Genomic DNA, 26,706 nt, shown 5'->3' on the forward strand with positions numbered 1-26,706 from the left:
TCACAATGACGAGAACAACTCGCTGAGGAGCGTCCATGATTCCTCGTGTTCTCGCCGCCCCCGCCCCCGGATGGACCGCCCGCACCGACGTCGTCGTGATCGGCTCCGGCATCGCGGGCCTGGTCGCGGCCCTGCGCTGCCGCCCGTACGGGCGCGTCCTGCTCGTCACCAAGGCCCTGCTGGACGCCGGATCCACCCGCTGGGCGCAGGGCGGCATCGCCGCGGCGCTCGCCGCCGACGACACCCCGGACGACCATCTCGCCGACACCCTCACCGCCGGGGTCGGGCTCTGCGACGAGGACGCCGTGCGGGCGCTCGTCACCGAGGGGCCGCAGGCCGTACGGCGGCTGATCGCGCTCGGCGCCGAGTTCGACCGTTCGGCGGACGGCGGGATCGCGCTCGCCCGCGAGGGCGGCCACCACCGCAGCCGCATCGCGCACGCGGGCGGGGACGCGACCGGCGCCGAGATCAGCCGGGCCCTGCTCGCCGCGCTCAAGGACGCCGGGATCGAGGTGATCGAGCACGCGCTGGTGCTCGACCTGCTGCGCGACGGCGCGGGGCGCGCCGCCGGGATCACCCTGCACGTCATGGGCGAGGGCCAGCCCGGCGGCGTCGGGGCCGTACGCGCCGGAGCGGTCGTGCTGGCGACGGGCGGGCTCGGGCAGGTCTTCTCGGCCACCACCAATCCCGAGGTGTCCACCGGCGACGGCGTGGCGCTGGCGCTGCGCGCGGGCGCGGAGGTCGCCGACCTGGAGTTCGTCCAGTTCCATCCGACGGTCCTGTGGCTCGGGGACGGCGCGCGCGGCCAGCAGCCGCTGATCTCCGAGGCCGTCCGCGGGGAGGGCGCCCACCTGGTCGACCGTTCCGGCGAACGGTTCATGCCCGCCCGCCACGACCTCGCCGAACTCGCCCCCGCGACGTCGTCGCGAAGGGGATCATGACGCGGATGCGGGAGACCGGCGACCCGTGCGTGTGGCTGGACGGCCGCCACCTCGGCGCGTCCACCTGGGAACGGCGCTTCCCGACCATCCTCGCCGCCTGCCGCCACCACGGCATCGACCCGCTGAACGAGCCGGTCCCCGTCGTCCCGGCCGCCCACTACGCGAGCGGCGGCGTCCGGACGGACCTCTCCGGACGCACCACCGTCCCCGGCCTCTACGCCTGCGGCGAGGTCGCCTGCACGGGCGTCCACGGCGCCAACCGCCTGGCGTCCAACTCCCTGCTGGAGGGGCTGGTCTTCGCCGAACGCCTCGCCGAGGCCATCCCCGCCGACGCCCGCCCGGCCGGCGAGGACGCACAGCCCCCGCGCGACGGGGGCCGCCTGCTCGACCCCGGCGCCCGGGACGAGATCCAACGCATCATGACCGAGCACGCCGGAGTGCTGCGGAACGCCGCGGGCCTCGCCACCGCGGCCCGCGAGCTCGAACGACTCTCGGAACGTTCCGGCGGGCCCGGCGAGGCCCCGTCCGCGCCCTGTGTGGAAGCGTGGGAGACCACCAACCTGCACACGGTCGCCACGGCGATCGTCGCCGCCGCGCGCCGGCGCGAGGAGACGCGCGGCAGCCACTGGCGCGAGGACTTCCCGGACCGCGACGACACCGCCTGGCGCGCCCGCCTGGTCACCCGCCTCGCGGACGGCGCGCTCACGACCGACCACCGACCCGTTCGCTGAGGAAAGAGGACCCATGACACCGGAACTGCACGCCCGCCTCCAGGACGCCGGGCTCGATCCACAGGCTGTGGAAAACCTGGTCAGGGTCGCGCTGGCCGAGGACGGCGAGGCCGACGTGACCAGCGAGCCGATCTTCGCACCCGACACCGTCTCGACCGGCGACCTCACCGCGCGCGAGAACGGCGTCGTCGCCGGGGTCCCGGTCGCGCAAACGGTGTTCGAACTGCTCGGCGTCCGCCACGAGGCGAGGGCCGCCGACGGCGACCGCGTCTCCGCCGGGGACGTGCTGATCTCCGTCTCCGGCCCCACCCGCGCCGTCCTGCGCGCCGAGCGCCCGGCGCTCAACCTGCTCACCCACCTGTCGGGGATCGCGACGGCGACCGCCCGCTGGACGGCCGAACTGGAGGGCACGAAGGCCAAGGTCCGCGACAGCCGCAAGACGCTGCCGGGGATGCGCGCCGTCCAGAAGTACGCGGTGCGCTGCGGCGGCGGCGTCAACCACCGGATGGGCCTGAGCGACGCGGCGCTGGTCAAGGACAACCACGTCGCCGCCGCGGGCTCGGTCACCGCGGCGTACGAGGCGATCCGCGCGGTGTACCCGTCCCTGCACGTCCAGGTCGAGTGCGACACCCTCGCCCAGGTCGAGGAGGCGGTCGCCGCCGGCGCGGAGTCGATCATGCTGGACAACATGTCCATCGCCGACATGACCGAAGCGGTCAGGTTCGTGGCGGGGCGGGCGGAGCTGGAGGCGAGCGGTGGCCTTACCCTGGACGGGGCCCGAGACGTCGCCGTGACCGGTGTGGACTACCTTTCTGTGGGCGCGCTGACGCACTCGGCCCGCGTGCTCGACATCGGCCTTGACTTCACCTGATCAGCGGGGACCTGATGCTGCTCACCATCGACGTCGGTAACACCCATACCGTCCTCGGCCTGTTCGAGGGCGAGGAGGTGATCGAGCACTGGCGGATCAACACCGACCCCCGCCGCACCGCCGACGAGATCGCCGTCGTCCTCCAGGGGCTCGTCCAGCAGAGCCCGCTGCTCGCCGACACCGACATCAGCGGCATCGCCCTCTGCTCGACCGTGCCGTCCGTCCTGCACGAGATGCGGGAGATGTGCCGCCGCTACTACGGCGACGTCCCCGCCGTGATCGTCGAGCCCGGCGTCAAGACCGGCGTCCCGGTCCGCATGGACAACCCCAAGGAGGTCGGGGCCGACCGCATCGTCAACGCCCTCGCCGCCGTGCACTTGCACGGCGGCCCGGCGATCGTGGTCGACTTCGGCACCGCCACCACGTTCGACGCCGTCTCCGCCAAGGGCGAGTACGTCGGCGGCGCCATCGCCCCAGGCATCGAGATCTCCATCGACGCCCTCTCCGCCCGCGGCGCCCAGCTCCACAAGATCGAGCTCGTCCGCCCCCGCAGCGTGATCGCCAAGAACACCGTCGAGGCGCTCCAGTCCGGCATCATCTTCGGCTTCGCCGGCCAGGTCGACGGCATCGTCGAACGCATGTCAGAGGACCTCGCCGAAAACCCCGAGAGCGTCACCGTCATCGCCACCGGCGGCCTCGCCCCCCTCGTCCTCGAAGAATCCCGCAGCATCGACGCCTTCGAACCCTGGCTAACCCTCGTCGGCCTCCGCCTCATCTACGAACGCAACATAGCCACCTCCGCCTGAGGGCCCCGTTCACCTGAAAACGGCCGTCACCGTACGAGCCGTCTGGTCGCCGTACCAGCTCCACCCCGCGGCGGTGGCCTGAACGATCAGAAGCCCCCGCCCGCGCTCGCCCAGCCCGTCCGCCTGCCCGCACCTGGGCTCGGTGGCACCGCCCTGATCGGTGACGGCGATCGCCGCGCCGCCGTGCCCCTTGCGTACATCTACGACCACCAGACCGCCGGGCTCGCCCGACCGCGTGTGCGCGCACGCGTTGCCGAACAGCTCCGACGCCGCCAGTACGACGTCGTCCACGCACGGCTCGTCCGCCAGCAACACGGCCACGAGCTGCCGCACGTTCCGCACCTGCTCGACCCGCCCCGGAAACACCCGCCGCCACATGAGCGGCTCCTCCACCTGAGCGATCTCCCGAACGCTCATGGCTCCACCCTCGCCCACCTCATGCACACCACTCCTTGTACTGGGCTGACTACGCGAACAGCGTCTTCGTGCACTGAGCGTGATCACAATGTGGAGAGCATGATTGCCAGTGACCGCATGTGGTCACTGACAGACATCACATGACTACACTGGGCGAATATTGGCGGCATGGTGCAGCCCCACAGTCCGACCGTCCGAGGTCGCCGCCTCGCCAGAGAGCTGCGTCAGCTTCGTGCGGATGCGGAGATCACTCCCGAGCAGGCCGCCGTGCGTCTTGGCTGGAGCCGCTTCAAGATCAGTCGGATAGAGAGGGCGCAGACTAAACCGAGTGCGGCCGACCTCAACGCCATGCTCGACCTCTACGGCGCTGATGGCGGTCGTCGCGCCGCGCTGGACCACCTCGCCAAGAACGCGTGGCGCCGAGGGTGGTGGACGAGCTACAAGGACGTCTTCACCGGCTCGTATGTCGGCCTCGAAGATGAGGCGGCGACGATTCGCTCATGGCAGATCCAGGTCATCCCAGGTCTCCTGCAAACCGAGTTGTACGCGCGGCACTTGCTGGAAGCCGCTTTTCCAGGCGACCCCGCAGCGGTGGACCGTCGCCTCCAGGCGCGCATGGCGCGAAAGACGCTGCTGTCCCGCAAAGACGCGCCCGTTCTGGACGTGGTTCTGGACGAGGCCGCGCTCCGTCGGAAAGTGGGCTCGCGCTTGGCCATGAAGGAGCAGCTTCTCGCGATCGCGCTCGCCAGTGAGCGCCCCAACGTCACCGTGCGCGTCCTCGCGAACGAGGCCGGCGCGCACGCGGGCCTCGGCGGGCCCTTCGTCATTCTCGGTTTCGGTGCGGTCCTCGATGAGCCCGACGTGGTTTATGTCGAGGGGTTCGGAGGCGACGTCTTCTTGGAGAGCGCGGACGAGGTGGCGCGGAGTAATCTGACGTTCAATCGCATTTGCGACGTGGCGATGCCTCCGGAGAGGTCGGTGGCGTTCATCGCCGACGTGGCGGAGGAGCTCTCACGGCCTGATGGTTGATCTGAGGCGAACGGCATGGCGCAAGAGCAGCAAGAGCATCCCGCAGGGAAACGATTGCGTGGAGGTCGCCGCCCCCGTGGCCGGTTTCGTCGCGCTGCGCGATTCCAACGATCCTGGAGGGCCCACGCTGGTGGTTGCGGGCGGTGCATGGGGTGCGTTCGTCCGGGAGGTTAAGGACGGGGCGTACGACCTGAGGTGAGGGCCGAGCGTTCTAACGGGACGTTGCAGATGTTGCCTGGTGTCCCGGGCGCTTACGCTGGTCGCTCGGGAGCGTTCACCATGATGAGGGTTTGTGGAGACCACCGTGAGTGCGCCCGGTGGAGGACGACACTCAGGTTCACGGAACTCCTTGGCTCATCTGCTTGGAGGAGTGTGGATGCGGAACGAGGATCTGTCCGATGTCTCCTGGCGAAAGAGTCGTCGCAGCGAAGGGCCGAACGCTTGTGTGGAGGTCGGCGGCGTTTCCGCTGGCCGAATCGCCGTGCGCGATTCCCGGGACCCGGGCGGACCGCGGTTGGCGTTGACGGGGGACGCGTGGGACGTGTTCGTCCGGGAGGTTAAGGATGGGGCGTACGACCTGAGGCGAGCGGGGCCGCTTAGCGGGCGGGCGCATCCCGACGTGTACGGGCCGTAATGCGTCACTGCGCTGCTGAGTGGGTGTTCGGGTTGCGGTCGCGGAGAGCTGGGAGGGTGCTCAATGCTGTTAGGGCTGCGGCGGCTGTTAGGAGGGCGGGGAGGGGGGCTAGGTGGTGGAGTTCCGTTAGGACGAGCGGCGTGAACATGCCGATGTAGATGAACGCGTACGCGACGGCGGTGAGGGCGGCGAGTTCGTTCGGGCGGGCTATGCGGGCCACCTCGGTGAGGCTGTACGTGAGGATGAAGCCGTATCCGGCGCCCAGCAGGATTGCGGCCAGGGGATTGAGCGCTGGTTGGTGGGTCAGGGCCGTTAGGGCGCCGAAAAGCAGGCCGATGGTGACCGAGCCCAGGCCCGCTAGGGCGACCAGGCGTGGGTGGTGGGCTTCCAGGCGGCGCGCGATCGGCTGGGCGGCCATGCCCGCGGCCAGGGTGAGCGCGGTCAGCGCGCCCGTGTAGGCGATCGGCCAGTGCGTGACCGGCGCCTCGGCCGGGAGGATGGTGAACGCGGTGACCGGGGCCGTGAACGTCCAGATCGCGGTGGGCAGCACCTTCCGGCGGAACGCGGGGTGGCGGATGCCCGCGAGGCGGACCGGTGGCGGGGCGGGCCGGGAGCGCACGTCGGTCGCCGGGCCCATGGGGGCGGGCGAAGAAGGCGGGGAGCCGTCCATGGTGGTCGCTGGAGGGGCGGGGGCGGCGGGCTCTGGGACGCGGAGGGCGAACGGGACGGCCACCAGCATGATCAGCAGGTGCGGGACGTACGGGCTGACGAGGGGGGCGGGGGCCCACTGGGCGATGAGGGCCGAGGTCAGCGGGCCCGCGCCGAAGCCCGCTGAGACGGCGAGGGCGGTCAGTCGGGGGCCGGACGCGGGGGAGATCTGCTTGACCCAGGCCGTGCCGGACGCGAGGACCGCGCCGGTGACGATGCCCGCGAGGAAGCGGCCGGTGTAGAGCAGGTACGGCGCCGTCGCCCCGGTCATCAGCACCACCGTGACGAGGGCGGACGCGGCGGCGGACGGGAGCGCGACGCGGCGGCGGCCGTAGCGGTCGGACGCCGGGCCGCCGAGCGCGAGCCCCGGGACGAGCCCCAGCGCGTAGACGCCGAACATGGCCTGCGCGCTGCCGTTCCCCAGGTGGAGCTGGTCGGTGTAGAGGCCGAGGAGGGAGGCGAACTGGTTCGCGCCCCATCCGACACCGAACATCAGCAGTGCCACCGGACGCCAGTTTTCCTTCATGCCGTTCTGTTTAGAAGCAGACGCGGTGATCTGGACCCTCCCTTCACGTTTCGTGAAGCGAGGCGGCTAGCGTGGACGGCATGGAGCTGCGGCAGCTTGCGTCGTTCTTGGCGGTGGTCGAGGAAGGGCAGTTCGCGCGTGCCGCCGCCCGGCTGTTCCTGTCGCCGCCCGCCGTGACCGGCCACGTACGGAGGCTGGAGCGGGAGCTGGGCGTCGCGCTTCTGGAACGGTCCCCGCTGCGGCTGACGGAGGCGGGCGAACGGTTCGTCCCGCACGCGCGCGCGGCGCTCGCGGCGGTGAACGCGGCGGCCGACTCCGTCGCCGACCTGTCCGGGGACCCCGAGCCCGTCCTGCGGGTGGGCGTCATGGGGCACGGTTCGGCGGAGCTGACGCCCGCGATCCTCCAGGCGTACCGGCGGGCCAGGCCGGAGACGCGCGTGGTGATCGAGACCCTCGACTTCACCGAGCACGTGTCGGCGCTGCTCTCGCACCGGGTGGACGTGGCGTTCGTACGGCCCGCCCCGGACGACGACCGCGTCGAGGCGGACGTGCTGACGACCGAGCCGAGGATCGTGGTCGTGTCGCAGGGCAGCCGGCTCGGGCGGACCGCGCTGCTGGCCGACGTGCTGGACCTGCCGTACGTCAACGTGCCGGTGTGCACGCCGCAGGCGTTCAAGGACTACCTGTACTTCACGTCCGCGCGGGGCGACGCGTGGCCGCGGCGCAGCCCCGACCAGGCGCGCAACCCGCACGAGGTGCTGTCGAGCGTGGCGGCGGGACGGGGCGTGGGGTCGGCGCTGTGCTCGTTCGCGCGGTTCTACCAGTGGCCGGGCGTCCGCTACGTCCCGATCCTGGACGCGCCGTGGGACAGCAGCGTCCTGGTGGCGCGGCGCGGCGACACGGGTCCGGAGGTGCGGGCGTTCCGCTCGCTCGCCGCCTCGATCGCCAGGGACCTCGGGCCCGTCCTGCTGCCCGAGCACGAGTTCGACTATCTGGAGCCCTCCCGGTGAACGGCGCGGAAGTCGTTCGCCCGGCATCTCGCCGGGTCGATAGCCTTGGGCCGTGAGTGACGAGACCTACGACGATCTTCCGGAGCAGATGCGGGTGCGCCGGGAGAAGCTCGACCGGATCCGCGAGAGCGGCATCGACCCCTACCCGGTGGGCTTCCCCCGGACGGCGACGATCAGCGAGATCCGGGAGAAACACCCCGACCTGGAGCCGGGCACGGAGACCGGCGAGAAGGCGGGCGTCACCGGTCGCGTCATGCTGGTCCGCAACACCGGCAAGCTGTGCTTCGCGACCATCCGGGACGGCGGCGGCGACATCCAGGTGATGCTGTCGCTCGCCAAGGTCGGGCAGGACGCCCTGGACGCCTGGAAGCGCGACGTCGACCTCGGCGACCACGTCGGCGTCGAGGGCGAGGTCATCACCTCCAAGCGCGGCGAGCTGTCGATCATGGCCGACCGGTGGGCGCTCACGTCCAAGTCGCTGCGGCCCCTGCCGGACAAGCACGCGGGCCTCACCGACCCCGAGGCGCGGGTCCGGATGCGGTACGTCGACCTGATCGTCAACGACGAGGCCCGCCGGATGGCCCGCATCCGCAGCGCCACCGTGCGCGCGGTGCGCGACTTCTGGCACGAGGAGGGCTACCTGGAGGTCGAGACGCCGATGCTCCAGCCGATCCACGGCGGGGCGGCGGCGCGGCCGTTCAGGACCCACATCAACGCGTACGGCATGGACCTGTACCTGCGCATCGCGATCGAGCTGTACCTCAAGCGGCTCGTCGTCGGCGGCATCGAGAAGGTCTTCGAGATCAACCGGAACTTCCGGAACGAGGGCGCGGACTCCACGCACAACCCGGAGTTCACGATGCTGGAGGCGTACGGCACCTACCTCGACTACAACGACATGGCCGACCTCACGCAGCGGATGTACCAGAAGGCGGTCGTCGCCGCGCTCGGCACGTCCGTGGTCGTCCACGACGGCGTGGAGATCGACCTCGGGCTCCCCGAGTGGCCCCGGATCACGCTGTACGGGTCGGTGTCGGGCGCGCTCGGCGAGGAGGTCACGCCGCACACGCCGATCGAGCACGTCCGCAAGCTGGCGGACGCGCGCGGGATCACCTGGGACCCGAAGTGGGGCCAGGGCCGGCTCGTCCAGGAGATCTTCGAGGAGCTGATCGAGCACACGCTCGTGCAGCCGACGTTCGTCATGGACTACCCGGTCGAGACGTCCCCGCTGACCCGCCAGCACCGCGAGGAGCCGCTGCTGACGGAGAAGTGGGACCTGATCGGGTTCGGCACCGAACTCGGCACGGCCTACTCCGAGCTGGTCGACCCGGTCGAGCAGCGGCGGCGGCTGACCGAGCAGTCGCTGCTCGCGGCGGGCGGCGACCCGGAGGCCATGCAGCTCGACGAGGACTTCCTGCGGGCGCTGGAGTACGCGATGCCGCCGACCGGCGGGATGGGCGCCGGGATCGACCGCATGATCATGGCGTTCACCGGCAAGGGCATCCGCGAGACCATCCTGTTCCCGCTGGTCAAGCCCGAGTGACGCGCGCACCCGGTCCGGACGCCCGTCCGGGCCGGGTGACGCCGGCCCTCGGGGACGCGCGCGTACGGCCCTGAACGCGCCCGCACGCGCCGTACGGTCCCCGGGTGTACATGCACCTCGCCAGTGCGCTCTGGCGGCGTCCACGGGCGTTCAGGCCCGTTCAAGCGCGTTCGAGGCCGTTCAGGTACGCCCGAAGGCGCGCGTGTCGGCCCGCGACGCCGTCGGACGGTGTCAGCCGAGCGTCACCGGCAGGGCCGACAGGCCGCGCAGGACCAGGTTCTCGCGGTAGTGGAGCGGCTCGCCGGTCAGGGCGACGTCGCGTTCGAAGAGCTTGCGCAGCGCGATCCGTCCCTCCAGGCGGGCGAGCGGCGCGCCCAGGCAGAAGTGGATGCCGTGCCCGAACGACAGGTGGCGCGGCGCGTCCGAGCCGTACCGGGCGAGGTCGAGGCGGTCGGGGTCGGCGAAGACGGACGGGTCGCGGTTGGCGGCGCCGGTCAGCAGCAGGAGCAGCGAGCCCTCGGAAAGCGCCGTCCCGGCGACCTCGGTGTCCTCCAGGGCGGCGCGGAGCGTGAGCTGCACGGGCGGGTCGTACCGGAGCAGCTCCTCCACGGCGTCCGGCGCCGCGTCCGGGTGCGCGCGGAACCACGCGAGCTGCGCGGGGTCGCGGAGCAGGGCGAGGGCGCCGTTCCCGATCAGGTTGACCGTGGTCTCGTGCCCGGCGACCAGCAGGAGCACGCACGTGGCGAGCAGCTCCTCCTCGGTCAGCGCGTCGCCCCCGTCCGACACCGCGACGAGCGCGCCGAGCAGGTCGGACGGCGCGTCGGGCTGTGCGGCTGGCAAGGGGCCGCGCGGCGCGGCGCGGCGGCGCGCGACCAGCTCGCGGAAGTACTCCGCGAACTCCGCGCGGGCCTCGTCCCGCTCGGCGAGCTGGTCCGGCGGCAGCAGGAAGTCGGGGTCCAGGCCGCGGGCGAGCGCGTCCGACCAGCCCTTGAACCGGTCGCGGTCCTCGGGCGGCACACCGAGCAGCTCGCTGATCAGGATGACCGGCAGCGGGTAGGCGAGCGCGGCGATCAGGTCCACCTCGCCCGAACGGCCCGCGAGCAGCTCGTCCACCAGGTCCTCGACGCGGGGCCGCAGGCGCTCGATCAGCCGGGCCGTGAACGCCTTGCTGACCAGGCGGCGCAGCCGGGTGTGGTCGGGCGGGTCCAGAGTGAGGAACGACCGGTTGCGCGCCGCCGGCTCGCGCCACACCCCGCCGCTCTCCGGCCGGTGCCCGAACCCCGGGTCGCGCAGCACCCGCTCGCACACCTCGTACGACGAGGTGATCCAGAGGCCGGCGCCGGTGCGGTGCAGCCCGGCGTCCGCGCCGAGGCGGCGGTAGTGCGCGTAGGGGTCGGCGCGGAAGGCCGGATCGAACGGGTCGAACCCGAGGATCGCGGTCGCGTCGATCGCCGGCCCGCTCGTCCCGGTCACGTTGCCCATAGGGCATGTCATCCCGTTCATGGACGAGATGTCAACAGCGTGCGGCGGGGGTCCGGCGGCGGGCGGTCAGACGCGGCCGGTCAGACGCGGCCGGTCGGTTGCGGCCCGGTCGGGCGCGGCCGGTCAGGCGGAGTGCCGGATGACCAGCTCGGGGGTCAGCACGAGCTGGCGGTGCCGGTGCGACGGGCCCTCGGCGACCTCGGCGAGGGCCAGCTCGGCGGCCTCCCAGCCGAGCTCGCGGCGGGGCTGGCGGACGGTGGTCAGCGGGACGGCCGCGCTGGCGGCCAGCTCGATGTCGTCGTAGCCGACGACCGCGACCTCCTCGGGGACGCGGACGCCGACCCGGGTCAGCTCGTTGATCAGGCCGATGGCGAGCAGGTCGTTGGCGCAGAACACCCCGCCGGGGAGCGCCGGCAGGTCCAGCAGCCGCTGCGCCGCGGCCTGCCCCTCGGTCGGCGACAGGGCGTCCTGGACGAGGACCAGCGGCGGCTTCACCCCGGCCTCCTCCAGCGTCCGGGCGGCGCCGTCGCGGCGCTCGACGCACGGGACGGGCTCGGGCGCGCCGGTCACGAACGCCACGTGCTCGCGCCCGATGCCGAGCAGGTGCGCGGCGGCGATCTCGCCGCCCGCGACGTGGTCCACCTGCGCGGAGCACACGTCCGGCCCGGCGCGGTCGATCAGCACGACCGTCATCCCGGCCGACCGCAGCCGGGTGATGCCCGCGTCGCCCAGCCCGACCGGGATGATCAGCACCCCGGCGGCGCGCTGGGCCTCCAGCAGGTCGAGCGAGCGCCGCTCCTTGGCGGAGGAGTGGTCGCTCGTCAGCCAGATGGCGTCGTGGCCCGCCTCGTTCAGGGCGAGCTCCGCGCCGCGCGCCACGTCGGTGGCGTACGGGTTGGTGAGGTCCTCCACGACGATGCCGAACGCGCGCCCGCGCGTCCGGCCGCGGGGTTCGGACGGTTCGGACTCGGTGCGGACCGGTCCCTGGCGGAGCCGGCGGGCCGACTCGTTGCGGACGAATCCGAGCTCCTCGATCGCCGCGCGGACGCGGTCTCGGGTCGCTTCGGCCACGAGGTCTGGCCGGTTTAGGACATTCGAAACCGTCCCAACTGAGACTCCGGCACGCCTGGCTACCTCGCGAATACTGCTCTGTGGCAACTCACTCCTCGTCGGCCCCGGGTCTGTTTTCGCAGGTTGTCGAGTTTTGCATAACGAGCCCCTGAAAAACTGGTCGCGGTACGTAGCCAAGTGAACGCGCATAGTACTTGACCAGCGCTTGACGGGCCGGATCCGGCCGCCTAGCGTTCCGAGCCGAAGCGTAGCTTGAAACGATTCACGATCTTCGCCCACGGCGGGAACGGCGAATCGAACGAGAAGGGATGGGCTCGGATGGCTGGCGATCGTGACCCGTCCCGGACAAGACGTCCCCCTCCCCGGCGGGGCCTGCCACCTCATCGTGGTCGTGCCCTCCGCACCCGGAGGTGCGTCCGCGTTCGGTTGGCCAACGAGTGAATCGTCACCCGGAGTTCCTCCAGGGGAGCCCTCAATCGGCCATTCGGCCACCTCCGGCCAAGCGCGCTCGACGGCAAAGGAACCCGATGATCTAAGTCCGGAACGCACCGGACCCGGCAACCCAACGCGTACACACCCAGGCCCACTCGTGCCTGTGCAGCGGACGGCTGCATCCCCGCGGTCATCACCACGGACGAGGGAGGACGGAGTGGAACAGGCCACACTCACACGGCGAGGCACGGACGATCTGCGCCTCAGCGAGGAGGAGATCCGGCTCCTCGCGCAGATCGCCAGCGGTGTCACCGCGGATGTGGCGGCACGAAAGCTCGAACTGAGTGCGCGCACACTGAGGCGCCGGCTGCGGACGATCTGCGACCGGCTCGACGTCAACACCCCTATCGAGGCCGTTGTGTGGGCGGCCCGAAGGCAGCTCATCTAGCGGTGCGCTCCACGTCCGCCCCGGGGAAGGCGGGCGTCACCGAAAACCCCTGGCCGACCGAGACGTACGCCGTCCACCCCGCGGCGGCGGCGCCGAACCCCTGACAGGTAGGTCCCTGTAGAAGGCGCCGCCGCGGACGTCGTCGTCATGGCGGAACCCCCACCCGAACGCGCTCGCCGCGCCCGGCCCCGCGCCGCGAGCCCCGGGCCCCGCCGCCCTCCGCGCATCGCCGCTCGTACGTTGCGTCGCGCTGCGTACGGGCCCGATCACGTACAGCGAGGGGCCGTGTCGGCGGGCGTTCGTGTCGTTCGGGTGGCGCGGGTCGGCGGGCGGGGAGCGAAACGGCGGGATGGCGGGTCATGGGAGCGTGGCCGGGCTTTCCGGGCGGGGCGCTTGCGGCTCGGGTCAGGCGACTCGCACGGCGCCGGCGAACGGGCGGCCGGCCAGCGGAGCGATCTTCACGACGTCGCCGGTGTGCGGGGCGTGCAGCATCTTGCCGTCGCCGACGTACATGCCCATGTGGTGCAGGTCGGCGTGGAAGAACACCAGGTCGCCGGGCTGGAGCTGGCCGCGGGACACGTGCGTGCCCGCGTTCCACTGGCTGCCGGTGTAGTGCGGGAGGCTGATGCCGACCTGCTTGTAGGCCCACATGGTGAGGCCGGAGCAGTCGAACGTGGACGGGCCGGACGCGCCCCAGACGTACGGGCGCCCGATCTTGGTCATCGCGTAGCGGAGCGCCTGGGCGCCCTTGCCGCTGCCGACGACGGGGAGCTTGCCGAGCTGCGTCGGGTCCTTCTTGACCAGCTTGCCGCGGGTCTTCTCGTAGGTCTGGGAGACCTTCTTGCGCTGCGCCTCCAGCCTGCCGCGCAGATCCGAGACCTGCCGGGCGCGCTCCTCGGCGGCCTTGCGGGCGCGCTGGGCGGCCTGCATGGCCTGCATGAGGCCCTGGACCTTGCTGCCGTCCTGGGAGGCGAAGTAGTGCAGCGTGGCGGCCTGGTCGAGGAACGCCTGCGGGTCCTGGGAGGCGACGAACGAGGCGGTCGGGTCGGAGCCGCCCTGCATGTAGCTGGTGGCGGCGAGGTTGCCGACCTTGTCGCGCACGGCCTGGAGGGCCTTCTCCTGGCGCTTGGCGTTCTCGGTGGCGACCTTCGCGGCCCGCTGCGACTGCTGGAGCTTGACCTTCAGGCCGTTGTACTGCTCGGTGAGCTGTTCGAGCTGGTCGGCCAGCTTGGTGGCCTGCGCCTTGAGGTCCTTGGTGGACGGCTCCGGGTCGGCGTGCGCCGCGACCGTCGGGGACGCGAGCGCGAGGGCGGCGAGCGCCCCCGTCAGGACCGCGCCGCGGCGGCGGAATCGAGCGGCTCTTCCGGCACCGGCCGAGCAGGCTCCCGAACGTTCGGAGCGTGAAAGGGATGCAGGGCGCAATGGCTCCACTCATTCTCCTCTCCTCGTCCGCCTACCGGGTTAGCTGACGGGTGCGGGCCGGAGCAGCCCGTCCGCGGGCGCGTGCGGTCGATCCACGCGGTCTGCGGATTAACCCCAGTCGGGCATGGGCTCTCGGGGCGGTCCCCCGGAACACTCCGAAAGTGGTTCCCCGGCTCCTCGGGACGCTGGTTGCGGCCCGCGGACTCGGCGGTACGGCCTCCGTCCAGCGGCGGCCGATGTCAGCGCAGGACACTAACGGAACCGGCAATGGATGCCAACCAGAACATGCGAAATCGCAGGTGAAGGGCGACGGTTCCGGCGGATGCGCCGGGACTGTCCGTTGCCGGAGATGTGTTGTGCGTCACCTTCCCGGAGGGGTGTGGTTGTTTTTATCTAGTCACTTCTCGGGCGGTCACCCGACGTAAGGGGGTGCCGACATCTGGTAAAACCCTGATGTTCGATAATCTCGCCTGTTTGTGGAAGTCGTGATCAGGCGTGCCCGCACCGCCGACGTTCAGGAGATCCGCAGGCTGGTCGACCTGTACGCGGGAACCGGACGACGCCTGCTCCGCAAGACGACGGTGACGCTGTACGAGGACGTCCAGGAGTTCTGGGTCGCCGAGGACAGGCAGGACGTCCCGGAGGGGGCGGCCGGTCCCGTCATCGGCTGCGGCGCGTTGCACGTCATGTGGGAGGACCTCGCGGAGGTCCGTTCGGTCGCGGTGGAGAAGGGGCACGGCGGGCGGGGAATCGGGCACCGCATCGTCACCCGGCTGCTGGAGACGGCACGCGATCTCGGCGTCCGCCGGGTGTTCTGCCTTACCTTCGAAGTGGAGTTCTTCGCGCGCCACGGTTTCGCGCCGATACTCGGTACTCCGGTGGCGCCCGAGGTGTACGAGGAACTCCTCCGCTCCTACGACGAAGGCGTGGCAGAGTTCCTGGACCTCGACCGGGTCAAGCCGAATACGTTGGGCAACACCCGGATGCTGCTTCGCCTGGAGGACTGACCGATGAGCGAACCCCCCTACCGCGGGCGGCCGCCCCAGCCACCCCACGGCGGGCCCTCGTACGGCCCGCCGCCCGCTTACGACGGTTCCCAGTGGCAGCAGCCCCAGCAGCCGAGGCACCAGCAACCGGCCCCGCAATGGCAGCAGCCCCCGCAGCAGCAATGGCAGCAGCCGCAGCAGCAGTGGGGACAGCAAGGCCCGCAGCAGCAGCAGTGGCAGCAGTCTTCCTATGACCACTACGACGACGCTTCCGCTGGGGCCGACCTGCCGTTGGCGCCCATCTACCGACGCGCGGGCGCGCGCATTCTCGACAACGCGCTCGTCGCGGTTTTCGGCTTCGCGCTCGTGCTGCCCATCACCGTCGGCGCGATCGGCCTCGACTCTCCCGGGAGCAAGGCCGGAGACGAGGGCGGCATCTGGAACTGGCCCATCATCTTCACGCTCTTCTGCGTGCTGTCGCTGCTGCCGTTCATCTACGAGGCGGTGCAGCTCTCCATGTGGGGGCGGACGCTCGGCAAGCGGATCCTGCACATCGGCGTCGTCCAGGCCCGGCCCGCGGGCGACCCGGTGACGACGACGCAGGCGATCTGGCGGGCCGGGATCACCCACATCGGCTACCAGCTCGGCGTGTTCTTCTTCCTCGCGATCGCCGCGCTGGCGTGGAGCTACGCGGCGTACGGGATGCTGCTCGTCTGGGCGGGCACCCTCATGGCGTACCTGTGGGCGATCTGGGACCAGCCCCTGCACCAGGCCCTGCACGACCGCTTCGCGGGCACCCTGGTGATCGACGAGCGCGTGGAGTACGAGGAGGATTCCGAGTACTCCGGGTACGAGGGATAGCCCCGGCGATGGCGGCGCCGCCCGGCGCGGACCGACCCGCCCCGCCGGACGCCCCCGTCCTGGCCGAGCCGGGCCAGCGGCTGCTGGCCCGCATCGTCGACACCCTCCTCGTCGGCCTGCCCGTCGTCATGGTCGTCCGCGAGGTCGCGCCGCGCGGCGACTTCGACGTCGTCGCGCCGCCGGCCGTCGCCGCGCTGCTGTTCGTGTACGAGGCCGTCCAGCTCGCCGTCTGGGGCCGCACGCTCGGCAAGCGCTTCGCCGGCATCGAGGTCGTCCGCGCCGACGCCCTCCCCGCCGAGGCCCTCCCGGCGCCCGACCCCGAAGCCGGTCCGGCTCCCGGTCCCGCAGCCGGTCCCGAAGCTGGTGTTCCGGCGCCCGGCCCCGAAGCCGTCCCGGCGCCCGGCCCCGAGGCCGTCCCCGAAGCTGGTGTTCCGGTGCCCGGTCCCGAAGCCGGTGTTCCGGGGGGCGGTTCCGGGGCCGTTCCGGCGGTCGGGGCGGAGGCCGTTCCGGCGGGCGGCCAGGGGGCCTTTCCCGGGCCCTCAGAAGGCTCCGGAACGCCCGGAGATCCCGCCTTGGATGAGGCGTCCAATTTCGGGACTCCGGAGCCCGTACGGCCCGTACAGCCCCTCAACGGCGACGATCAGCTTCTCGGGGAGCCGCCCCCGGCGTTCCCGAGAACGGCGCGCCCGGGAACGACGTCCCGCATGCCAATGCGACCCGGCCGTCCGCGCGCCCCGGCGTTTGGCGCGCGCTGCTCCGGACGGCCGTTTACGCGGGGCCGGTCGCGGTGCGGCCGGTACCGGTACTCGGGCTGATCGCCGGGCTGTTCTGGGTGGGGAACGCGGGGGCGATGTACGAAGGAACGCGACGCCAGGCGTTGCACGACAGGCTTGCGGGCACCGTCGTGTTGAAGCGGCCCTAACCGGCCGCCAATGCGGGCCAATCCTCTCGATATGGGAGATTGTGGCCGTGCGCGTTCCGTGCGCGGCCCGGGATCTGCGGTGGCCCGGCAGTTCGGCGCGGCGGGCAGTTCTGCGCGCGGGCACTTCGCCGGGCGGCCGATGGCAAGAGATTTCGGCGCTGGACGAGATGGCGTCATCTGTCGACATCGCCTGCGCCCGGGGGTGCCCCATGCCCTACGGTGCAGGGGACGCCGCCGGTGCTGGATTCCCAGGCGGCGGTGTGGTTAGTGCCGTTACGTCCGGGGTTAATCGTTGGCTTCGGGGTGGGTGTTGCCGCCCCGGTTAAGGCGGGCGCGGGCCCAATTCCGGTCCGCCGGTCCGCCCGCCGAAAGCCGGGATGGCCGGAAACCCGGTCCAATCCCCGGCCGCCGGGGCAGGTCAGCGCGGTCGCCGGTGACCTCGGTCACTCCGAAAACCCCGCTCCGGGCGGCGCCGCCGGACAATTCGCGCGGCCCCGGCGCCCCGCCGGGGCGCGCATCCCCCCGCGGTATGGGGGCAGATCGCCGTTTCGGTGGGGACGATTACGTGGAGTTACCGGCGGGGAAGGAAAGTTCATCGCGTGTGTTGAATTGTCATCGGCAACGTTCCCGGTATATCTTTGGCAACCGAATGCAGTTTGCTCCAGTCTGAAAGGTCTGTCCCCATGGCACAGAAGGTTCAGGTGCTTCTCGTCGACGACCTCGACGGTGGCGAGGCGGACGAGACCGTAGCGTTCTCGATCGACGGCGCCTCCTACGAGATCGACCTCAGTGGCGCCAACGCAAAGAAGCTGCGGGATTCTCTGCAGCCGTTCGTGGAGAAGTCGCGTAAGGCCGGTGCCCGTACCCGCGGCCGCCGCCAGCGCGGCACGTCCAGCCGTGAGCGGAGCGCCGAGATCCGTGCCTGGGCCAAGAACAATGGCGTCAAGGTCAACGAGCGCGGCCGCATCCCGGCGCATGTCATCGAGAAGTACGACGCGGCCAACTGACGCCTCGTCCGCCGGCGGCCCGTCTCCTCGCGTGAGGCGGGCCGTTCGCTTGTGGCGTAGCGCCGCGCGGGTTTGCGTTCCGCGGCGGGAGGTACGCCCCGTTCCCGCGGCCGGAGTATCGCCTCGTGAGAGGCGGTGCCGGGTGGGTCGCCGACCTGCGCAAAGGCCCCCGTTCGCTTGGGGCGTAGCGGGAACATGACGCACCGGCGCGGTAGTTGGATGAGACTGAACAGCGCTTAGCTGGGGAACGTCTCCTGGTGGGAGTGCACCGGGCGGCCTCCTCGGGGCGGGCTAGCATGCGGAAGGACAGTTCCGGACGTTCCGGACTCTGCCCAACCGCTCTGTGAGGAGCGACGAGATGTTCGAGAGGTTCACCGACCGCGCGCGGCGGGTTGTCGTCCTGGCCCAAGAAGAGGCCCGGATGCTCAACCACAACTACATCGGCACCGAGCACATCCTCCTGGGTCTGATCCACGAGGGTGAGGGTGTCGCTGCCAAGGCACTGGAGAGCCTTGGGATCAGCCTCGAGGCGGTGCGCCAGCAGGTCGAGGAGATCATCGGCCAGGGGCAGCAGGCGCCGTCGGGCCACATCCCGTTCACTCCCCGTGCCAAGAAGGTGCTGGAGCTGTCGCTGCGCGAGGCGCTCCAGCTCGGCCACAACTACATCGGCACCGAGCACATCCTGCTGGGTCTGATCCGCGAGGGCGAGGGCGTGGCCGCCCAGGTGCTGGTGAAGCTGGGCGCCGACCTCAACCGCGTCCGCCAGCAGGTCATCCAGTTGCTGCACGGCTACCAGGGCAAGGAGCCGGCCGCCTCCGGCGGTCCCTCGGAGTCCGCGCCGTCGACGTCGCTCGTGCTCGACCAGTTCGGCCGCAACCTGACGCAGGCCGCCCGCGAGGGCAAGCTGGACCCGGTGATCGGCCGGGACAAGGAGATCGAGCGGGTCATGCAGGTGCTGTCCCGCCGCACCAAGAACAACCCGGTGCTGGTGGGCGAGCCCGGCGTCGGCAAGACCGCCGTCGTGGAGGGCCTGGCCCAGAAGATCGTCAAGGGCGAGGTGCCCGAGACGCTCAAGGACAAGCAGCTCTACACCCTGGACCTCGGCGCGCTGGTCGCGGGCTCGCGCTACCGCGGCGACTTCGAGGAGCGGCTGAAGAAGGTCCTCAAGGAGATCCGCACCCGCGGCGACATCATCCTGTTCATCGACGAGCTGCACACGCTCGTCGGGGCGGGCGCCGCCGAGGGCGCGATCGACGCCGCCAGCATCCTCAAGCCGATGCTGGCCCGCGGCGAGCTCCAGACCATCGGCGCGACGACGCTCGACGAGTACCGCAAGCACCTGGAGAAGGACGCCGCGCTGGAGCGCCGCTTCCAGCCGATCCAGGTCGCCGAGCCGTCGCTGTCGCACACCATCGAGATCCTCAAGGGCCTGCGCGACCGGTACGAGGCGCACCACCGCGTGTCGATCACCGACAGCGCGCTGGTCGCCGCGGCGCAGCTCGCCGACCGCTACATCAGCGACCGGTTCCTGCCCGACAAGGCGATCGACCTCATCGACGAGGCCGGGTCGCGGATGCGCATCCGCCGGATGACCGCGCCGCCGGACCTGCGCGAGTACGACGAGAAGATCGCCGACGTGCGGCGCGAGAAGGAGTCCGCGATCGACGCGCAGGACTTCGAGAAGGCCGCCGCGCTGCGCGACTCCGAAAAGCAGCTCCTCGCCCAGAAGGCGCAGCGGGAGAAGGAGTGGAAGGCCGGCGACATGGACGTCGTGGCCGAGGTGACCGACGAGCTGATCGCGGAGGTCCTGGCCACCGCGACCGGCATCCCGGTGTTCAAGCTCACCGAGGAGGAGAGCACCCGGCTGCTGCGCATGGAGGACGAGCTCCACAAGCGGGTCATCGGGCAGGAGGACGCCATCAAGGCGCTCTCCCAGTCCATCCGGCGCACCCGCGCCGGTCTGAAGGACCCGAAGCGCCCCGGCGGCTCGTTCATCTTCGCCGGCCCGTCCGGCGTCGGTAAGACCGAGCTGTCCAAGACGCTCGCCGAGTTCCTGTTCGGTGACGAGGACGCGCTGATCCAGCTCGACATGTCCGAGTTCATGGAGAAGCACACGGTCTCGCGGCTGTTCGGCTCGCCGCCCGGCTACGTCGGGTACGAGGAGGGCGGCCAGCTCACCGAGAAGGTCCGGCGCAAGCCGTTCTCGGTCGTGCTGTTCGACGAGATCGAGAAGGCGCACCAGGACATCTTCAACTCGCTGCTCCAGATCCTGGAGGACGGCCGCCTGACCGACGCGCAGGGCCGGGTCGTCGACTTCAAGAACACCGTCATCATCATGACGACCAACCTCGGCACCCGGGACATCTCCAAGGGCCAGGGGATGGGCTTCCAGCGGCAGAACGACGAGCAGGGCTCGTACGACCGGATGAAGGCGAAGGTCGGGGAGGAGCTCAAGCAGCACTTCCGGCCCGAGTTCCTCAACCGCGTCGACGACACGGTGGTCTTCCACCAGCTCACCCCGAAGGAGATCATCCAGATCGTGGATCTGATGATCGCCAAGGTGGACGAGCGGCTGAAGGACCGCGACATGGGCCTGGAGCTCCGGCAGGAGGCCAAGGACCTGCTGGCCGAGCGGGGCTACGACCCCGTCCTCGGCGCGCGGCCGCTGCGCCGCACGATCCAGCGGGAGATCGAGGACAACCTGTCCGAGAAGATCCTCTACAACGAGCTCAAGACCGGCCAGATCGTGATCGTCGGCACCGAAGGCTCCGGCGAGGACGCCAAGTTCACGTTCAAGGGCGTGCCGAAGCCGTCGACCGTTCCCGACAGCCCGCCCCCGATCGAGGGCGCGGTCAACTTCAACAAGGACTGAGGCCGCGGCTCCCGCGAGCCGGCCGCCAGGTCATCGGAAAGGCCCGTGCCGAATCGTTCGGCACGGGCCTTTCCGCGCGCCCGGGGACGGGGCGCGCCGGGCACGGGGGTGTGGCCGGAACGGGACGGGAGCGCGAGGGGCGTTGCCGGTAGCGTTCGGTGCCATGGTGGCTTGGCGTGCGTTGAGTGCCGGAACGGCCGCGGTGGCGGCCCTCGCGGCGGCCGTGGCGGTCGGGACCGGGCAGGGCGAGGGCGCTGCCTCGGCGCCCGCGCGGCGGACGGCGGCGGTGCGGCCGCTGTCGGGGAAGGTCGTGGTCATCGACCCCGGCCACAACGGACGCAACCACGCGCATCCGAAGACGATCAACAAGAAGGTGCCGGCGGGGCCGTTCCGCAAGGCGTGCGACACGACCGGGACCGCGACGAGCTCCGGCTACGCCGAGCACGCCTACACCTTCGACCTGGCGACCCGGCTCGCGGCGCTGCTGCGCGCGCAGGGCGCGACCGTGCGGCTGACGCGGCCGAACGACCGGGGCGTGGGGCCGTGCGTCAACGAGCGGGCCGCGATCGGCAACCGGATGCGGGCCGACGCCGCGATCTCGATCCACGCGGACGGCGCCCCGCGGCGCGGCGCGGCTTCCACGTGATCCTGCCGGGATACCTGAAGGGCTACACGGGGCCGATCGTGAAGCCGTCCAAGCGGCTCGGGTACGACGTGCGCGACGCGTTCAAGCGCGGCGCGGGCCAGCCGTACGCGTCGTACATCGGCAAGAACGGCATCGACGTCCGCAAGGACCTCGGCGGGCTCAACCTGTCGAAGGTGCCGAAGGTGTTCATCGAGTGCGGCAACATGCGCAACGCCACGGACGCCGGGAAGATGCGGACGCCCGCCTGGCGCCAGCGGGCCGCCGGCGCGCTGGCCGCGGGCCTCACCGCCTACCTGAGGCGCTGACGCGGGGAGCGGGACCCGCCCGCCGCGGCCCGGCCTGGTGGAACGTCCGAGGCGGCGCGTAGCATTCGAACATGCGATCGAATACGGTGCTCGGGTCGGCCGCCGACTTCCGTCGCGGCGGGCGGCGGCCCCGGCGGCCGGGGCCGCTGGACGCGCACGTCGCCCAGGTGTTCCTGCGCGACCTGCGGGCCGCCGCGCCGCCGCAGCTCCCGATCTTCCGGTCCCGGACGCAGGGCGAGCTGCTCGCGCGGCTGCTGCTCGGTCCGGAGCGCGAGACGAGCATGCTCGACCTGGCGGTGATGCTCCGTACCGATCTCGGCACGGTCATCCGCGAGGTCGAGCGGCTGTCCCGCGCCGGGATCCTCACGCTGCGCCGCACGACGGCCGGGCGGCTGGTGCGGCGCGACACCGGGAGCCCGCTCTACGAGCCGCTCGCGCGGCTGCTGATGCTGACTTTCGGGCCGGCGGCCGTGGTCGCCGAGGAGTTCGCGCGCGTGCCCCGGGTCGCGGAGCTGTACCTCTTCGGGGCCTGGGCCGAACGGCACGACGGCGTTCGCGGGGAGCCGCCCGGCGACGTGGAGGTCCTCGTGGTCGGCGACGCGGGGCGCGACGCGGCGTTCGACGCGGCGCAGGAGGCGACGGCGCGCCTCGGCCTGCCCGTGCATCCGGTCGTCCGCACGGTCGCGCAGTGGGAGGACGACGGCGACCCGTTCCTGCGCGAGATCCGCGCCGGGCACCTGGTCAGGATCGACGCGGACTGACGGCGGGCGGTGCGGGCGGTGCGGGCGGGGTTCGGGAGGGTGCGCCGGGCGCGCTCGACCGAGCGGGGTCCAGGAGGGTGCGCCGGGGGCGCTCGACCGGGCGGGGCGGCCGTGATCGTGCCGTACCGGCGTTCCGGGGTGGAATCTCGTGATTGCCGCGTGATCCGACCGAGACGTAACTATGATCATGAACTCGTACCGAAAGGGGATCGTGTTGAGTCGCAAGTGGGTCCTCGGGCCGGCCGGGTTCGTCGCCGCCGCCGCGCTGACCGCCTCGTGCGGGTCGGTGAACGCCGGGCAGGTCGCGCACACGCAGGCCGCCGCCGGGTCCAAGAGCAAGGTCGCCGAACGGCTGAGATCCACCCTGGACGGGCTGAGGTTCCAGGAGGTCCTCGACACGGCACCGCCCGGATCGCAGGCCCAGGCGCGCCTGCTGGACGACGCGTTCGACAAGGAGGCGCGCCAGACGCCGCGCGCCCGGACGAACGCGGCCGGGACCAAGGCCGCCGCCGCGGCGGAGCCGATCGTCCAGCAGCCGCAGATCGACGCGACGGTCATCGAGCTGAACGGCAAGGGCCGTCCCGTCTCGGCCGGGACCGTCCTGATGAGCCCGAAGTACAAGAACGGCGTCGTCGTCCCGCTCGACAAGAACCTGTCCACGCAGGACGTGCGGTGGCGGCAGTGGGACGACAAGGGCTGGTACGCCAACAAGGGGCAGGGGACGATCGACGTCGTCCCCGGACGCGAGAAGGCGCCGCTCGACCACATGCTCGCCTACCCGGCGTCCGTGCTGAAGCTGATGGTCAACTTCGGCGTGCTGCGGCTGGTCGACCGCGGCGAGGTCAAGCTGGACTCGACCTACGAGTACAAGCCGACCGAGATCAGCAGCCTGTGCGGCGGCGCGAGCGCCAAGACCGTCCGCACGTACATCGACGAGTCGCTGACCGCGTCGTCCAACGCCTCGTCCTGCGCGCTGATCAAGCTGCTGCACGACCACAAGGCCGTCGACCCGCTCAACAAGACGTTCCAGGACCTCGGGCTGACGACGCTCCAGCTCAAGGGCACCAACCCGGTCAACGGCGGGCACTGGGGCAACCCGGTCACGATGAGCTCGCTCGACACCGCCAAGCTGCTGGCGCTGGTCAACGGCGTTCCGGGCAAGGCGTGGACCGCGCCGAACGGCAGGCCGGTGACGAGCGCCGTGCTGAGCCCGGCCTCGCGCAGGTTCTTCGTGAACGAGCTGAAGCAGCAGGGCTTCAACGACATGCTCTCGTCGGTGAACCGGTGCGGCGGCGCGTACCCGGCGCCCGGCCTCCCGAACGCGGCGCCGTCGCGCTGGATCGGCGCGGACGGCACGGTGACCGTGGCCGGCGCGAAGTTCGGCCGGGACGTGCGGCCGTGCAACAAGAAGGCCGAGGTGTCGTTCGCCCACAAGACCGGCTGGGTCAACAACTCGGCGGGCGACGCGGGCATCGTCCGGGCGCTGCCGGGCAAGGGCGGGCGCAGCTACGTGATCGTGGTGTTCTCCAACCTCGGCACGCAGTACGTCGACGCGAACCGCACGGCGACGCCGCCCGGCGTCTACCCGTACACCTACACCGAGAAGTTCGCGAAGCTCGGCCGGCTGATGGACGCCTACGAGAAGCGCCGCGCCGCCGGGCGATGAGCGTTCCGCCCGTGGCGGATAGCGGGGCGAACGGGGCGCGGAGCGGCTAGGTTCGCGGGCATGCGACAGGTGATCACGAACGACGGCCGCGCGCTCGCCGTGGAGGAGTGGGGCGTCCCGGACGGGGCCCCGGTGGTGTATCTGCACGGCACCCCGGTCGGGCGGCTGGCGCGGCACCCGGACGCGGGCCTGTTCGCCCGGCTCGGGATCAGGCTGATCACCTACGACCGGCCGGGGTACGGCGCGTCCGCGCCCCGGCCGGGCCGCGCCGTCGCGGACGCGGCGGACGACGTCGCCGCTGTCGCCGACGCGCTCGGCCTCGACCGGTTCCCGCTGTTCGGGGTGTCGGGCGGCGGCCCGCACGCGCTGGCGTTCGCCGCCCGGCATCCCGGCCGCGTCACCCGCGTGGCCTCCCTCGCCGCGCTCGCGCCCCGCGACGCCCGCGGCCTGGACTGGACGGCCGGGATGATGCCCTCCAACGAGGACAGCGCCGTCGCCGCCCTCATCGGCCGTCCCGCCGTCGAGTCGCACCTGGCGGCGGTCGGGTCGGCGGAGCGCCCGCCGCTGCCCGACACCGAGACGTCCGTCATCGGGCGGCCCGAGATCAAGGCGATGCTGGACGAGGCGTTCGCCGACGCGCTGCGTCCCGGGCTGGACGGCTGGGTCGACGACGTCGTGGCGCTCTTCGGCCAGCCGTGGGGCTTCGACCCCGCCGCCGTCACCGTCCCCGTACGGCTCTGGCACGGCGTGCAGGACCCCGTCGTCCCGTTCGCGCACGCCGAGTGGCTCGCCGCCCGCATTCCCGGCGCGGTCTTCGTACGCGGCGAGGAGGACGGGCACGCGGGCCACTTCGACGCCACCCCGGCGACGCTGGAGTGGCTCCTCGACGGCTGACCGCCCGTTCCCCGGGGGCCGGGTGCGGGCTCAGCCGGGCGGAGCGTAGCGGCCGTTCCTCGCGTTCCGCCGGTTCCTCGCGTTCAGCCGGGCAGGGCGTAGCGGCCGTCGTCCAGCGGGTCCACCAGGCCGTCCGCGATCAGGGCGTCCAGGGCCCGTTCCCGCTGGACGGGCTCGGACCAGACGACGTCCAGCTCCGGCTTGCGGACGGGCCCCTCGGCGTTGCGCAGCACTTCGAGGATGCGGCCCCGGCACTGCCGGTCGGTGCCCGCGTACGTCTGGCCCTTGCGCGGCGGCCCGTCGTAGGCCGGACGGCCCGCGCGCTGCCACGCGCACCGCGCGAGCACCGGGCAGTCGACGCAGCGCGGCGAGCGGGCCGTGCAGACCAGCGCGCCGAGCTCCATCACCGCGACGCTCCAGCGCGCGGCGGTGGGCGGGTCGAGCGGCAGCAGCGACTCGGCGAGCCGTACCTCCGCGCGCGTCTGCGACCTCGGCGGGTACTCCTCGGCGGAGACCAGCCGGGCCAGCACCCGCCGGACGTTGGTGTCGAGCACCGCGTGCCGCCCCCGGAACGCGAAGCTCGCCACGGCCGCCGCCGTGTAGGCGCCGATGCCGGGCAGGGCGAGCAGGTCGTCGTGCGACGACGGGACCTCGCCGCCGTGCCGTTCGACGATCGCGGCGGCGCTCGCGTGCAGCCGCAGCGCGCGGCGCGGATAGCCGAGGCGGCCCCACGCCCGCACGGCCTCGCCGGACGGCTCGGCGGCGAGCGCGGCGGGCTCGGGCCAGCGCTCCAGCCACTCGCGCCAGACCGGCAGGACGCGGGCCACCGGGGTCTGCTGGAGCATGATCTCGCTGACCAGCACGCCCCACGGGGTGGCGTCCGGGGCCCGCCAGGGCAGGTCGCGGGCGTTCGCCTCGTACCAGGCGAGGATCGGGTCGTGGTAGGCGGGGGAGTTCGGAATCTGCATGACGACTCGCCATTGTGGCACGGCGGGACGCGCCCGGCACGGCGGGTCGCGCCGCCTCCCGGGACCCGCGAATGCATACTGACCGTATGGGTGCGGACACCGGTCGTGATCCCGGCGGCCTCGACCAGTACTGGCGCCGGCGCGCCATCGCGCTCGGCGGCGTCATCGGCGCCGTCGGCCTGCTGGCGTGGGCCTGCGCCGGCGACGGCGGCGAGGAGGGCAAGCCGCTGCGCAACGCGGCGGCGACGGCGGGCCCGTCCCCGTCGGGGGTCCCGATCCCCTCGGCGATGCCGACCGTCACCGTCACCGCGACCGCCAAGGTCACCGCGACGCCGAAGCCCGCGCAGAAGCCCGGCGACGCCTGCGACGCCCGCGACGTCGTGGTCACCATGGCCGCGACCCGCGAGACGTACGCGGCGGGGGAGCAGCCCCAGTTCCGCCTGACGGCCGTCAACACCGGCGGGCGCGCCTGCACGTTCGACGTCGGCCCGCGCTCCCTCGACGTGCGCGTCACGTCCGGCTCGGACCGGGTGTGGTCGTCGGCGCAGTGCGACCGGGGCGACGGCTCGTCCATCCAGATGCTCCGCCGCGGGATCCCCTACGCCGCGACGATCACGTGGGACCGCAAGCGCGGCTCGGGCCGCTGCCAGGGCAAGCGCCTGCCCGTACGTCCCGGGACCTACGTCGCCAAGGTCCACTCGCCCGACAAGATCAAGGTCCGCAAGCAGATCTTCTCCCTGCGCTGAG

The 26,706-nt window shown here is 71.8% G+C and carries 22 protein-coding genes, 2 pseudogenes and 1 riboswitch; of the genes and pseudogenes, 18 read left to right on the forward strand and 6 right to left on the reverse strand.

Features of this window, described 5'->3' with window-relative positions; translation table 11 throughout:
• The first annotated feature begins 35 nt into the window (after positions 1-35).
• Together GEV43_RS17845 and GEV43_RS17855 are read left to right on the forward strand one after the other, a co-directional pair.
• Positions 36-2,543, forward strand: a pseudogene (locus GEV43_RS17845) (L-aspartate oxidase).
• A 14-nt stretch (positions 2,544-2,557) separates the two neighbouring features.
• Complete coding sequence (locus GEV43_RS17855; RefSeq protein ID WP_160821680.1) at positions 2,558-3,349, forward strand: type III pantothenate kinase; 792 nt, start codon at positions 2,558-2,560, stop codon at positions 3,347-3,349.
• Positions 3,350-3,358: 9 nt separating this feature from the next.
• Here the strand turns inward: GEV43_RS17855 and GEV43_RS17860 are convergent, their stop codons facing one another.
• Complete coding sequence (locus GEV43_RS17860) at positions 3,359-3,766, reverse strand: ATP-binding protein (RefSeq protein ID WP_160821681.1); 408 nt, start codon at positions 3,764-3,766, stop codon at positions 3,359-3,361.
• A 168-nt stretch (positions 3,767-3,934) separates the two neighbouring features.
• Between GEV43_RS17860 and GEV43_RS17865 the strand changes: the two genes are divergently transcribed.
• From GEV43_RS17865 to GEV43_RS17875, 3 genes are all read left to right on the forward strand, one after another.
• On the forward strand, positions 3,935-4,795 hold the full coding sequence (locus tag GEV43_RS17865; protein ID WP_160821682.1) for a helix-turn-helix transcriptional regulator: 861 nt from the start codon (positions 3,935-3,937) through the stop codon (positions 4,793-4,795).
• Positions 4,788-4,994 (forward strand): DUF397 domain-containing protein, encoded by a 207-nt coding sequence (locus GEV43_RS17870; protein WP_160821683.1) that lies wholly within the window; start codon positions 4,788-4,790, stop codon positions 4,992-4,994. The genes GEV43_RS17865 and GEV43_RS17870 overlap by 8 nt, the downstream gene beginning before the upstream one ends.
• A gap of 177 nt (positions 4,995-5,171) precedes the next feature.
• Positions 5,172-5,429: a DUF397 domain-containing protein gene (locus tag GEV43_RS17875; protein WP_160821684.1), complete on the forward strand. Its 258-nt coding sequence runs from the start codon at positions 5,172-5,174 to the stop codon at positions 5,427-5,429.
• A gap of 4 nt (positions 5,430-5,433) precedes the next feature.
• Here the strand turns inward: GEV43_RS17875 and GEV43_RS17880 are convergent, their stop codons facing one another.
• Positions 5,434-6,663, reverse strand: coding sequence for an MFS transporter (locus GEV43_RS17880; protein ID WP_160821685.1), 1,230 nt, complete (start codon positions 6,661-6,663; stop codon positions 5,434-5,436).
• Between the two features lie 80 nt (positions 6,664-6,743).
• Here GEV43_RS17880 and GEV43_RS17885 point away from each other — a divergent pair, with 80 nt between their 5' ends.
• A complete protein-coding gene (locus tag GEV43_RS17885) occupies positions 6,744-7,673 on the forward strand; it encodes a LysR family transcriptional regulator (protein WP_160821686.1) in 930 nt (309 codons plus the stop codon).
• A 52-nt stretch (positions 7,674-7,725) separates the two neighbouring features.
• Complete coding sequence (lysX, locus tag GEV43_RS17890; protein ID WP_160821687.1) at positions 7,726-9,216, forward strand: bifunctional lysylphosphatidylglycerol synthetase/lysine--tRNA ligase LysX; 1,491 nt, start codon at positions 7,726-7,728, stop codon at positions 9,214-9,216.
• Between the two features lie 231 nt (positions 9,217-9,447).
• Here lysX and GEV43_RS17895 read toward each other — a convergent pair whose 3' ends face one another.
• Complete coding sequence (locus tag GEV43_RS17895) at positions 9,448-10,698, reverse strand: cytochrome P450 (protein WP_160821688.1); 1,251 nt, start codon at positions 10,696-10,698, stop codon at positions 9,448-9,450.
• A gap of 123 nt (positions 10,699-10,821) precedes the next feature.
• On the reverse strand, positions 10,822-11,856 hold the full coding sequence (locus tag GEV43_RS17900) for a LacI family DNA-binding transcriptional regulator (protein WP_241682945.1): 1,035 nt from the start codon (positions 11,854-11,856) through the stop codon (positions 10,822-10,824).
• A gap of 562 nt (positions 11,857-12,418) precedes the next feature.
• On the opposite strand from GEV43_RS17900, the gene GEV43_RS17905 reads away from it, so the two are divergent.
• Positions 12,419-12,649: a LuxR C-terminal-related transcriptional regulator gene (locus GEV43_RS17905; protein ID WP_160821690.1), complete on the forward strand. Its 231-nt coding sequence runs from the start codon at positions 12,419-12,421 to the stop codon at positions 12,647-12,649.
• 405 nt (positions 12,650-13,054) lie between these two features.
• Here the strand turns inward: GEV43_RS17905 and GEV43_RS17910 are convergent, their stop codons facing one another.
• A complete protein-coding gene (locus tag GEV43_RS17910; protein WP_309239688.1) occupies positions 13,055-14,080 on the reverse strand; it encodes an NlpC/P60 family protein in 1,026 nt (341 codons plus the stop codon).
• A gap of 3 nt (positions 14,081-14,083) precedes the next feature.
• A riboswitch (cyclic di-AMP (ydaO/yuaA leader) is annotated at positions 14,084-14,291 on the reverse strand.
• Positions 14,292-14,547: 256 nt separating this feature from the next.
• Between GEV43_RS17910 and GEV43_RS17915 the strand changes: the two genes are divergently transcribed.
• The 9 genes and pseudogenes from GEV43_RS17915 (at position 14,548) to GEV43_RS17955 (ending at position 24,991) form a co-directional block, all read left to right on the forward strand.
• Positions 14,548-15,078 carry an amino-acid N-acetyltransferase gene (locus tag GEV43_RS17915; RefSeq protein WP_309239689.1) on the forward strand — a complete coding sequence of 177 codons (531 nt, stop codon included), beginning with the start codon at positions 14,548-14,550 and terminating at the stop codon, positions 15,076-15,078.
• Between the two features lie 3 nt (positions 15,079-15,081).
• Entirely contained in the window at positions 15,082-15,918 is an 837-nt protein-coding gene (locus GEV43_RS17920) for an RDD family protein (protein WP_160821691.1), read from the forward strand.
• Between the two features lie 8 nt (positions 15,919-15,926).
• Positions 15,927-16,733, forward strand: coding sequence for an RDD family protein (locus GEV43_RS17925; protein WP_160821692.1), 807 nt, complete (start codon positions 15,927-15,929; stop codon positions 16,731-16,733).
• Positions 16,734-17,523: 790 nt separating this feature from the next.
• Positions 17,524-17,847 (forward strand): Lsr2 family protein, encoded by a 324-nt coding sequence (locus tag GEV43_RS17930; protein ID WP_160821693.1) that lies wholly within the window; start codon positions 17,524-17,526, stop codon positions 17,845-17,847.
• A gap of 358 nt (positions 17,848-18,205) precedes the next feature.
• Positions 18,206-20,719, forward strand: coding sequence for an ATP-dependent Clp protease ATP-binding subunit (locus tag GEV43_RS17935; protein WP_160821694.1), 2,514 nt, complete (start codon positions 18,206-18,208; stop codon positions 20,717-20,719).
• A 163-nt stretch (positions 20,720-20,882) separates the two neighbouring features.
• Positions 20,883-21,670: pseudogene (locus GEV43_RS17940) on the forward strand (N-acetylmuramoyl-L-alanine amidase).
• A 71-nt stretch (positions 21,671-21,741) separates the two neighbouring features.
• Positions 21,742-22,431 carry an ArsR family transcriptional regulator gene (locus GEV43_RS17945; RefSeq protein ID WP_160821695.1) on the forward strand — a complete coding sequence of 230 codons (690 nt, stop codon included), beginning with the start codon at positions 21,742-21,744 and terminating at the stop codon, positions 22,429-22,431.
• Between the two features lie 214 nt (positions 22,432-22,645).
• Entirely contained in the window at positions 22,646-24,097 is a 1,452-nt protein-coding gene (locus GEV43_RS17950; protein WP_160821696.1) for a serine hydrolase, read from the forward strand.
• A 60-nt stretch (positions 24,098-24,157) separates the two neighbouring features.
• Positions 24,158-24,991 (forward strand): alpha/beta fold hydrolase, encoded by an 834-nt coding sequence (locus tag GEV43_RS17955; protein ID WP_160821697.1) that lies wholly within the window; start codon positions 24,158-24,160, stop codon positions 24,989-24,991.
• Between the two features lie 83 nt (positions 24,992-25,074).
• On the opposite strand, the gene GEV43_RS17960 is transcribed toward GEV43_RS17955, so the two are convergent.
• Positions 25,075-25,959 carry an A/G-specific adenine glycosylase gene (locus GEV43_RS17960; RefSeq protein WP_175250078.1) on the reverse strand — a complete coding sequence of 295 codons (885 nt, stop codon included), beginning with the start codon at positions 25,957-25,959 and terminating at the stop codon, positions 25,075-25,077.
• Between the two features lie 86 nt (positions 25,960-26,045).
• Between GEV43_RS17960 and GEV43_RS17965 the strand changes: the two genes are divergently transcribed.
• Positions 26,046-26,705: a hypothetical protein gene (locus GEV43_RS17965; protein ID WP_160821698.1), complete on the forward strand. Its 660-nt coding sequence runs from the start codon at positions 26,046-26,048 to the stop codon at positions 26,703-26,705.
• The last annotated feature ends 1 nt before the right edge of the window (position 26,706 follow it).

This window comes from Actinomadura sp. J1-007 (genome assembly GCF_009793335.1).
Lineage (GTDB): Bacteria > Actinomycetota > Actinomycetes > Streptosporangiales > Streptosporangiaceae > Spirillospora > Spirillospora yumaensis.

Bases quoted from the DNA above. Each gene is read 5' to 3' on its own strand.
- GEV43_RS17855 (WP_160821680.1), top strand. From the start codon at position 2,558: ATGCTGCTCACCATCGACGTCGGTAACACCCATACCGTCCTCGGCCTG.
- GEV43_RS17860 (WP_160821681.1), bottom strand. From the start codon at position 3,766: ATGAGCGTTCGGGAGATCGCTCAGGTGGAGGAGCCGCTCATGTGGCGG.
- GEV43_RS17865 (WP_160821682.1), top strand. From the start codon at position 3,935: ATGGTGCAGCCCCACAGTCCGACCGTCCGAGGTCGCCGCCTCGCCAGA.
- GEV43_RS17870 (WP_160821683.1), top strand. From the start codon at position 4,788: ATGGTTGATCTGAGGCGAACGGCATGGCGCAAGAGCAGCAAGAGCATC.
- GEV43_RS17875 (WP_160821684.1), top strand. From the start codon at position 5,172: ATGCGGAACGAGGATCTGTCCGATGTCTCCTGGCGAAAGAGTCGTCGC.
- GEV43_RS17880 (WP_160821685.1), bottom strand. From the start codon at position 6,663: ATGAAGGAAAACTGGCGTCCGGTGGCACTGCTGATGTTCGGTGTCGGA.
- GEV43_RS17885 (WP_160821686.1), top strand. From the start codon at position 6,744: ATGGAGCTGCGGCAGCTTGCGTCGTTCTTGGCGGTGGTCGAGGAAGGG.
- GEV43_RS17895 (WP_160821688.1), bottom strand. From the start codon at position 10,698: ATGGGCAACGTGACCGGGACGAGCGGGCCGGCGATCGACGCGACCGCG.
- GEV43_RS17920 (WP_160821691.1), top strand. From the start codon at position 15,082: ATGAGCGAACCCCCCTACCGCGGGCGGCCGCCCCAGCCACCCCACGGC.
- GEV43_RS17925 (WP_160821692.1), top strand. From the start codon at position 15,927: ATGGCGGCGCCGCCCGGCGCGGACCGACCCGCCCCGCCGGACGCCCCC.
- GEV43_RS17930 (WP_160821693.1), top strand. From the start codon at position 17,524: ATGGCACAGAAGGTTCAGGTGCTTCTCGTCGACGACCTCGACGGTGGC.
- GEV43_RS17935 (WP_160821694.1), top strand. From the start codon at position 18,206: ATGTTCGAGAGGTTCACCGACCGCGCGCGGCGGGTTGTCGTCCTGGCC.
- GEV43_RS17945 (WP_160821695.1), top strand. From the start codon at position 21,742: ATGCGATCGAATACGGTGCTCGGGTCGGCCGCCGACTTCCGTCGCGGC.
- GEV43_RS17955 (WP_160821697.1), top strand. From the start codon at position 24,158: ATGCGACAGGTGATCACGAACGACGGCCGCGCGCTCGCCGTGGAGGAG.
- GEV43_RS17960 (WP_175250078.1), bottom strand. From the start codon at position 25,959: ATGCAGATTCCGAACTCCCCCGCCTACCACGACCCGATCCTCGCCTGG.
- GEV43_RS17965 (WP_160821698.1), top strand. From the start codon at position 26,046: ATGGGTGCGGACACCGGTCGTGATCCCGGCGGCCTCGACCAGTACTGG.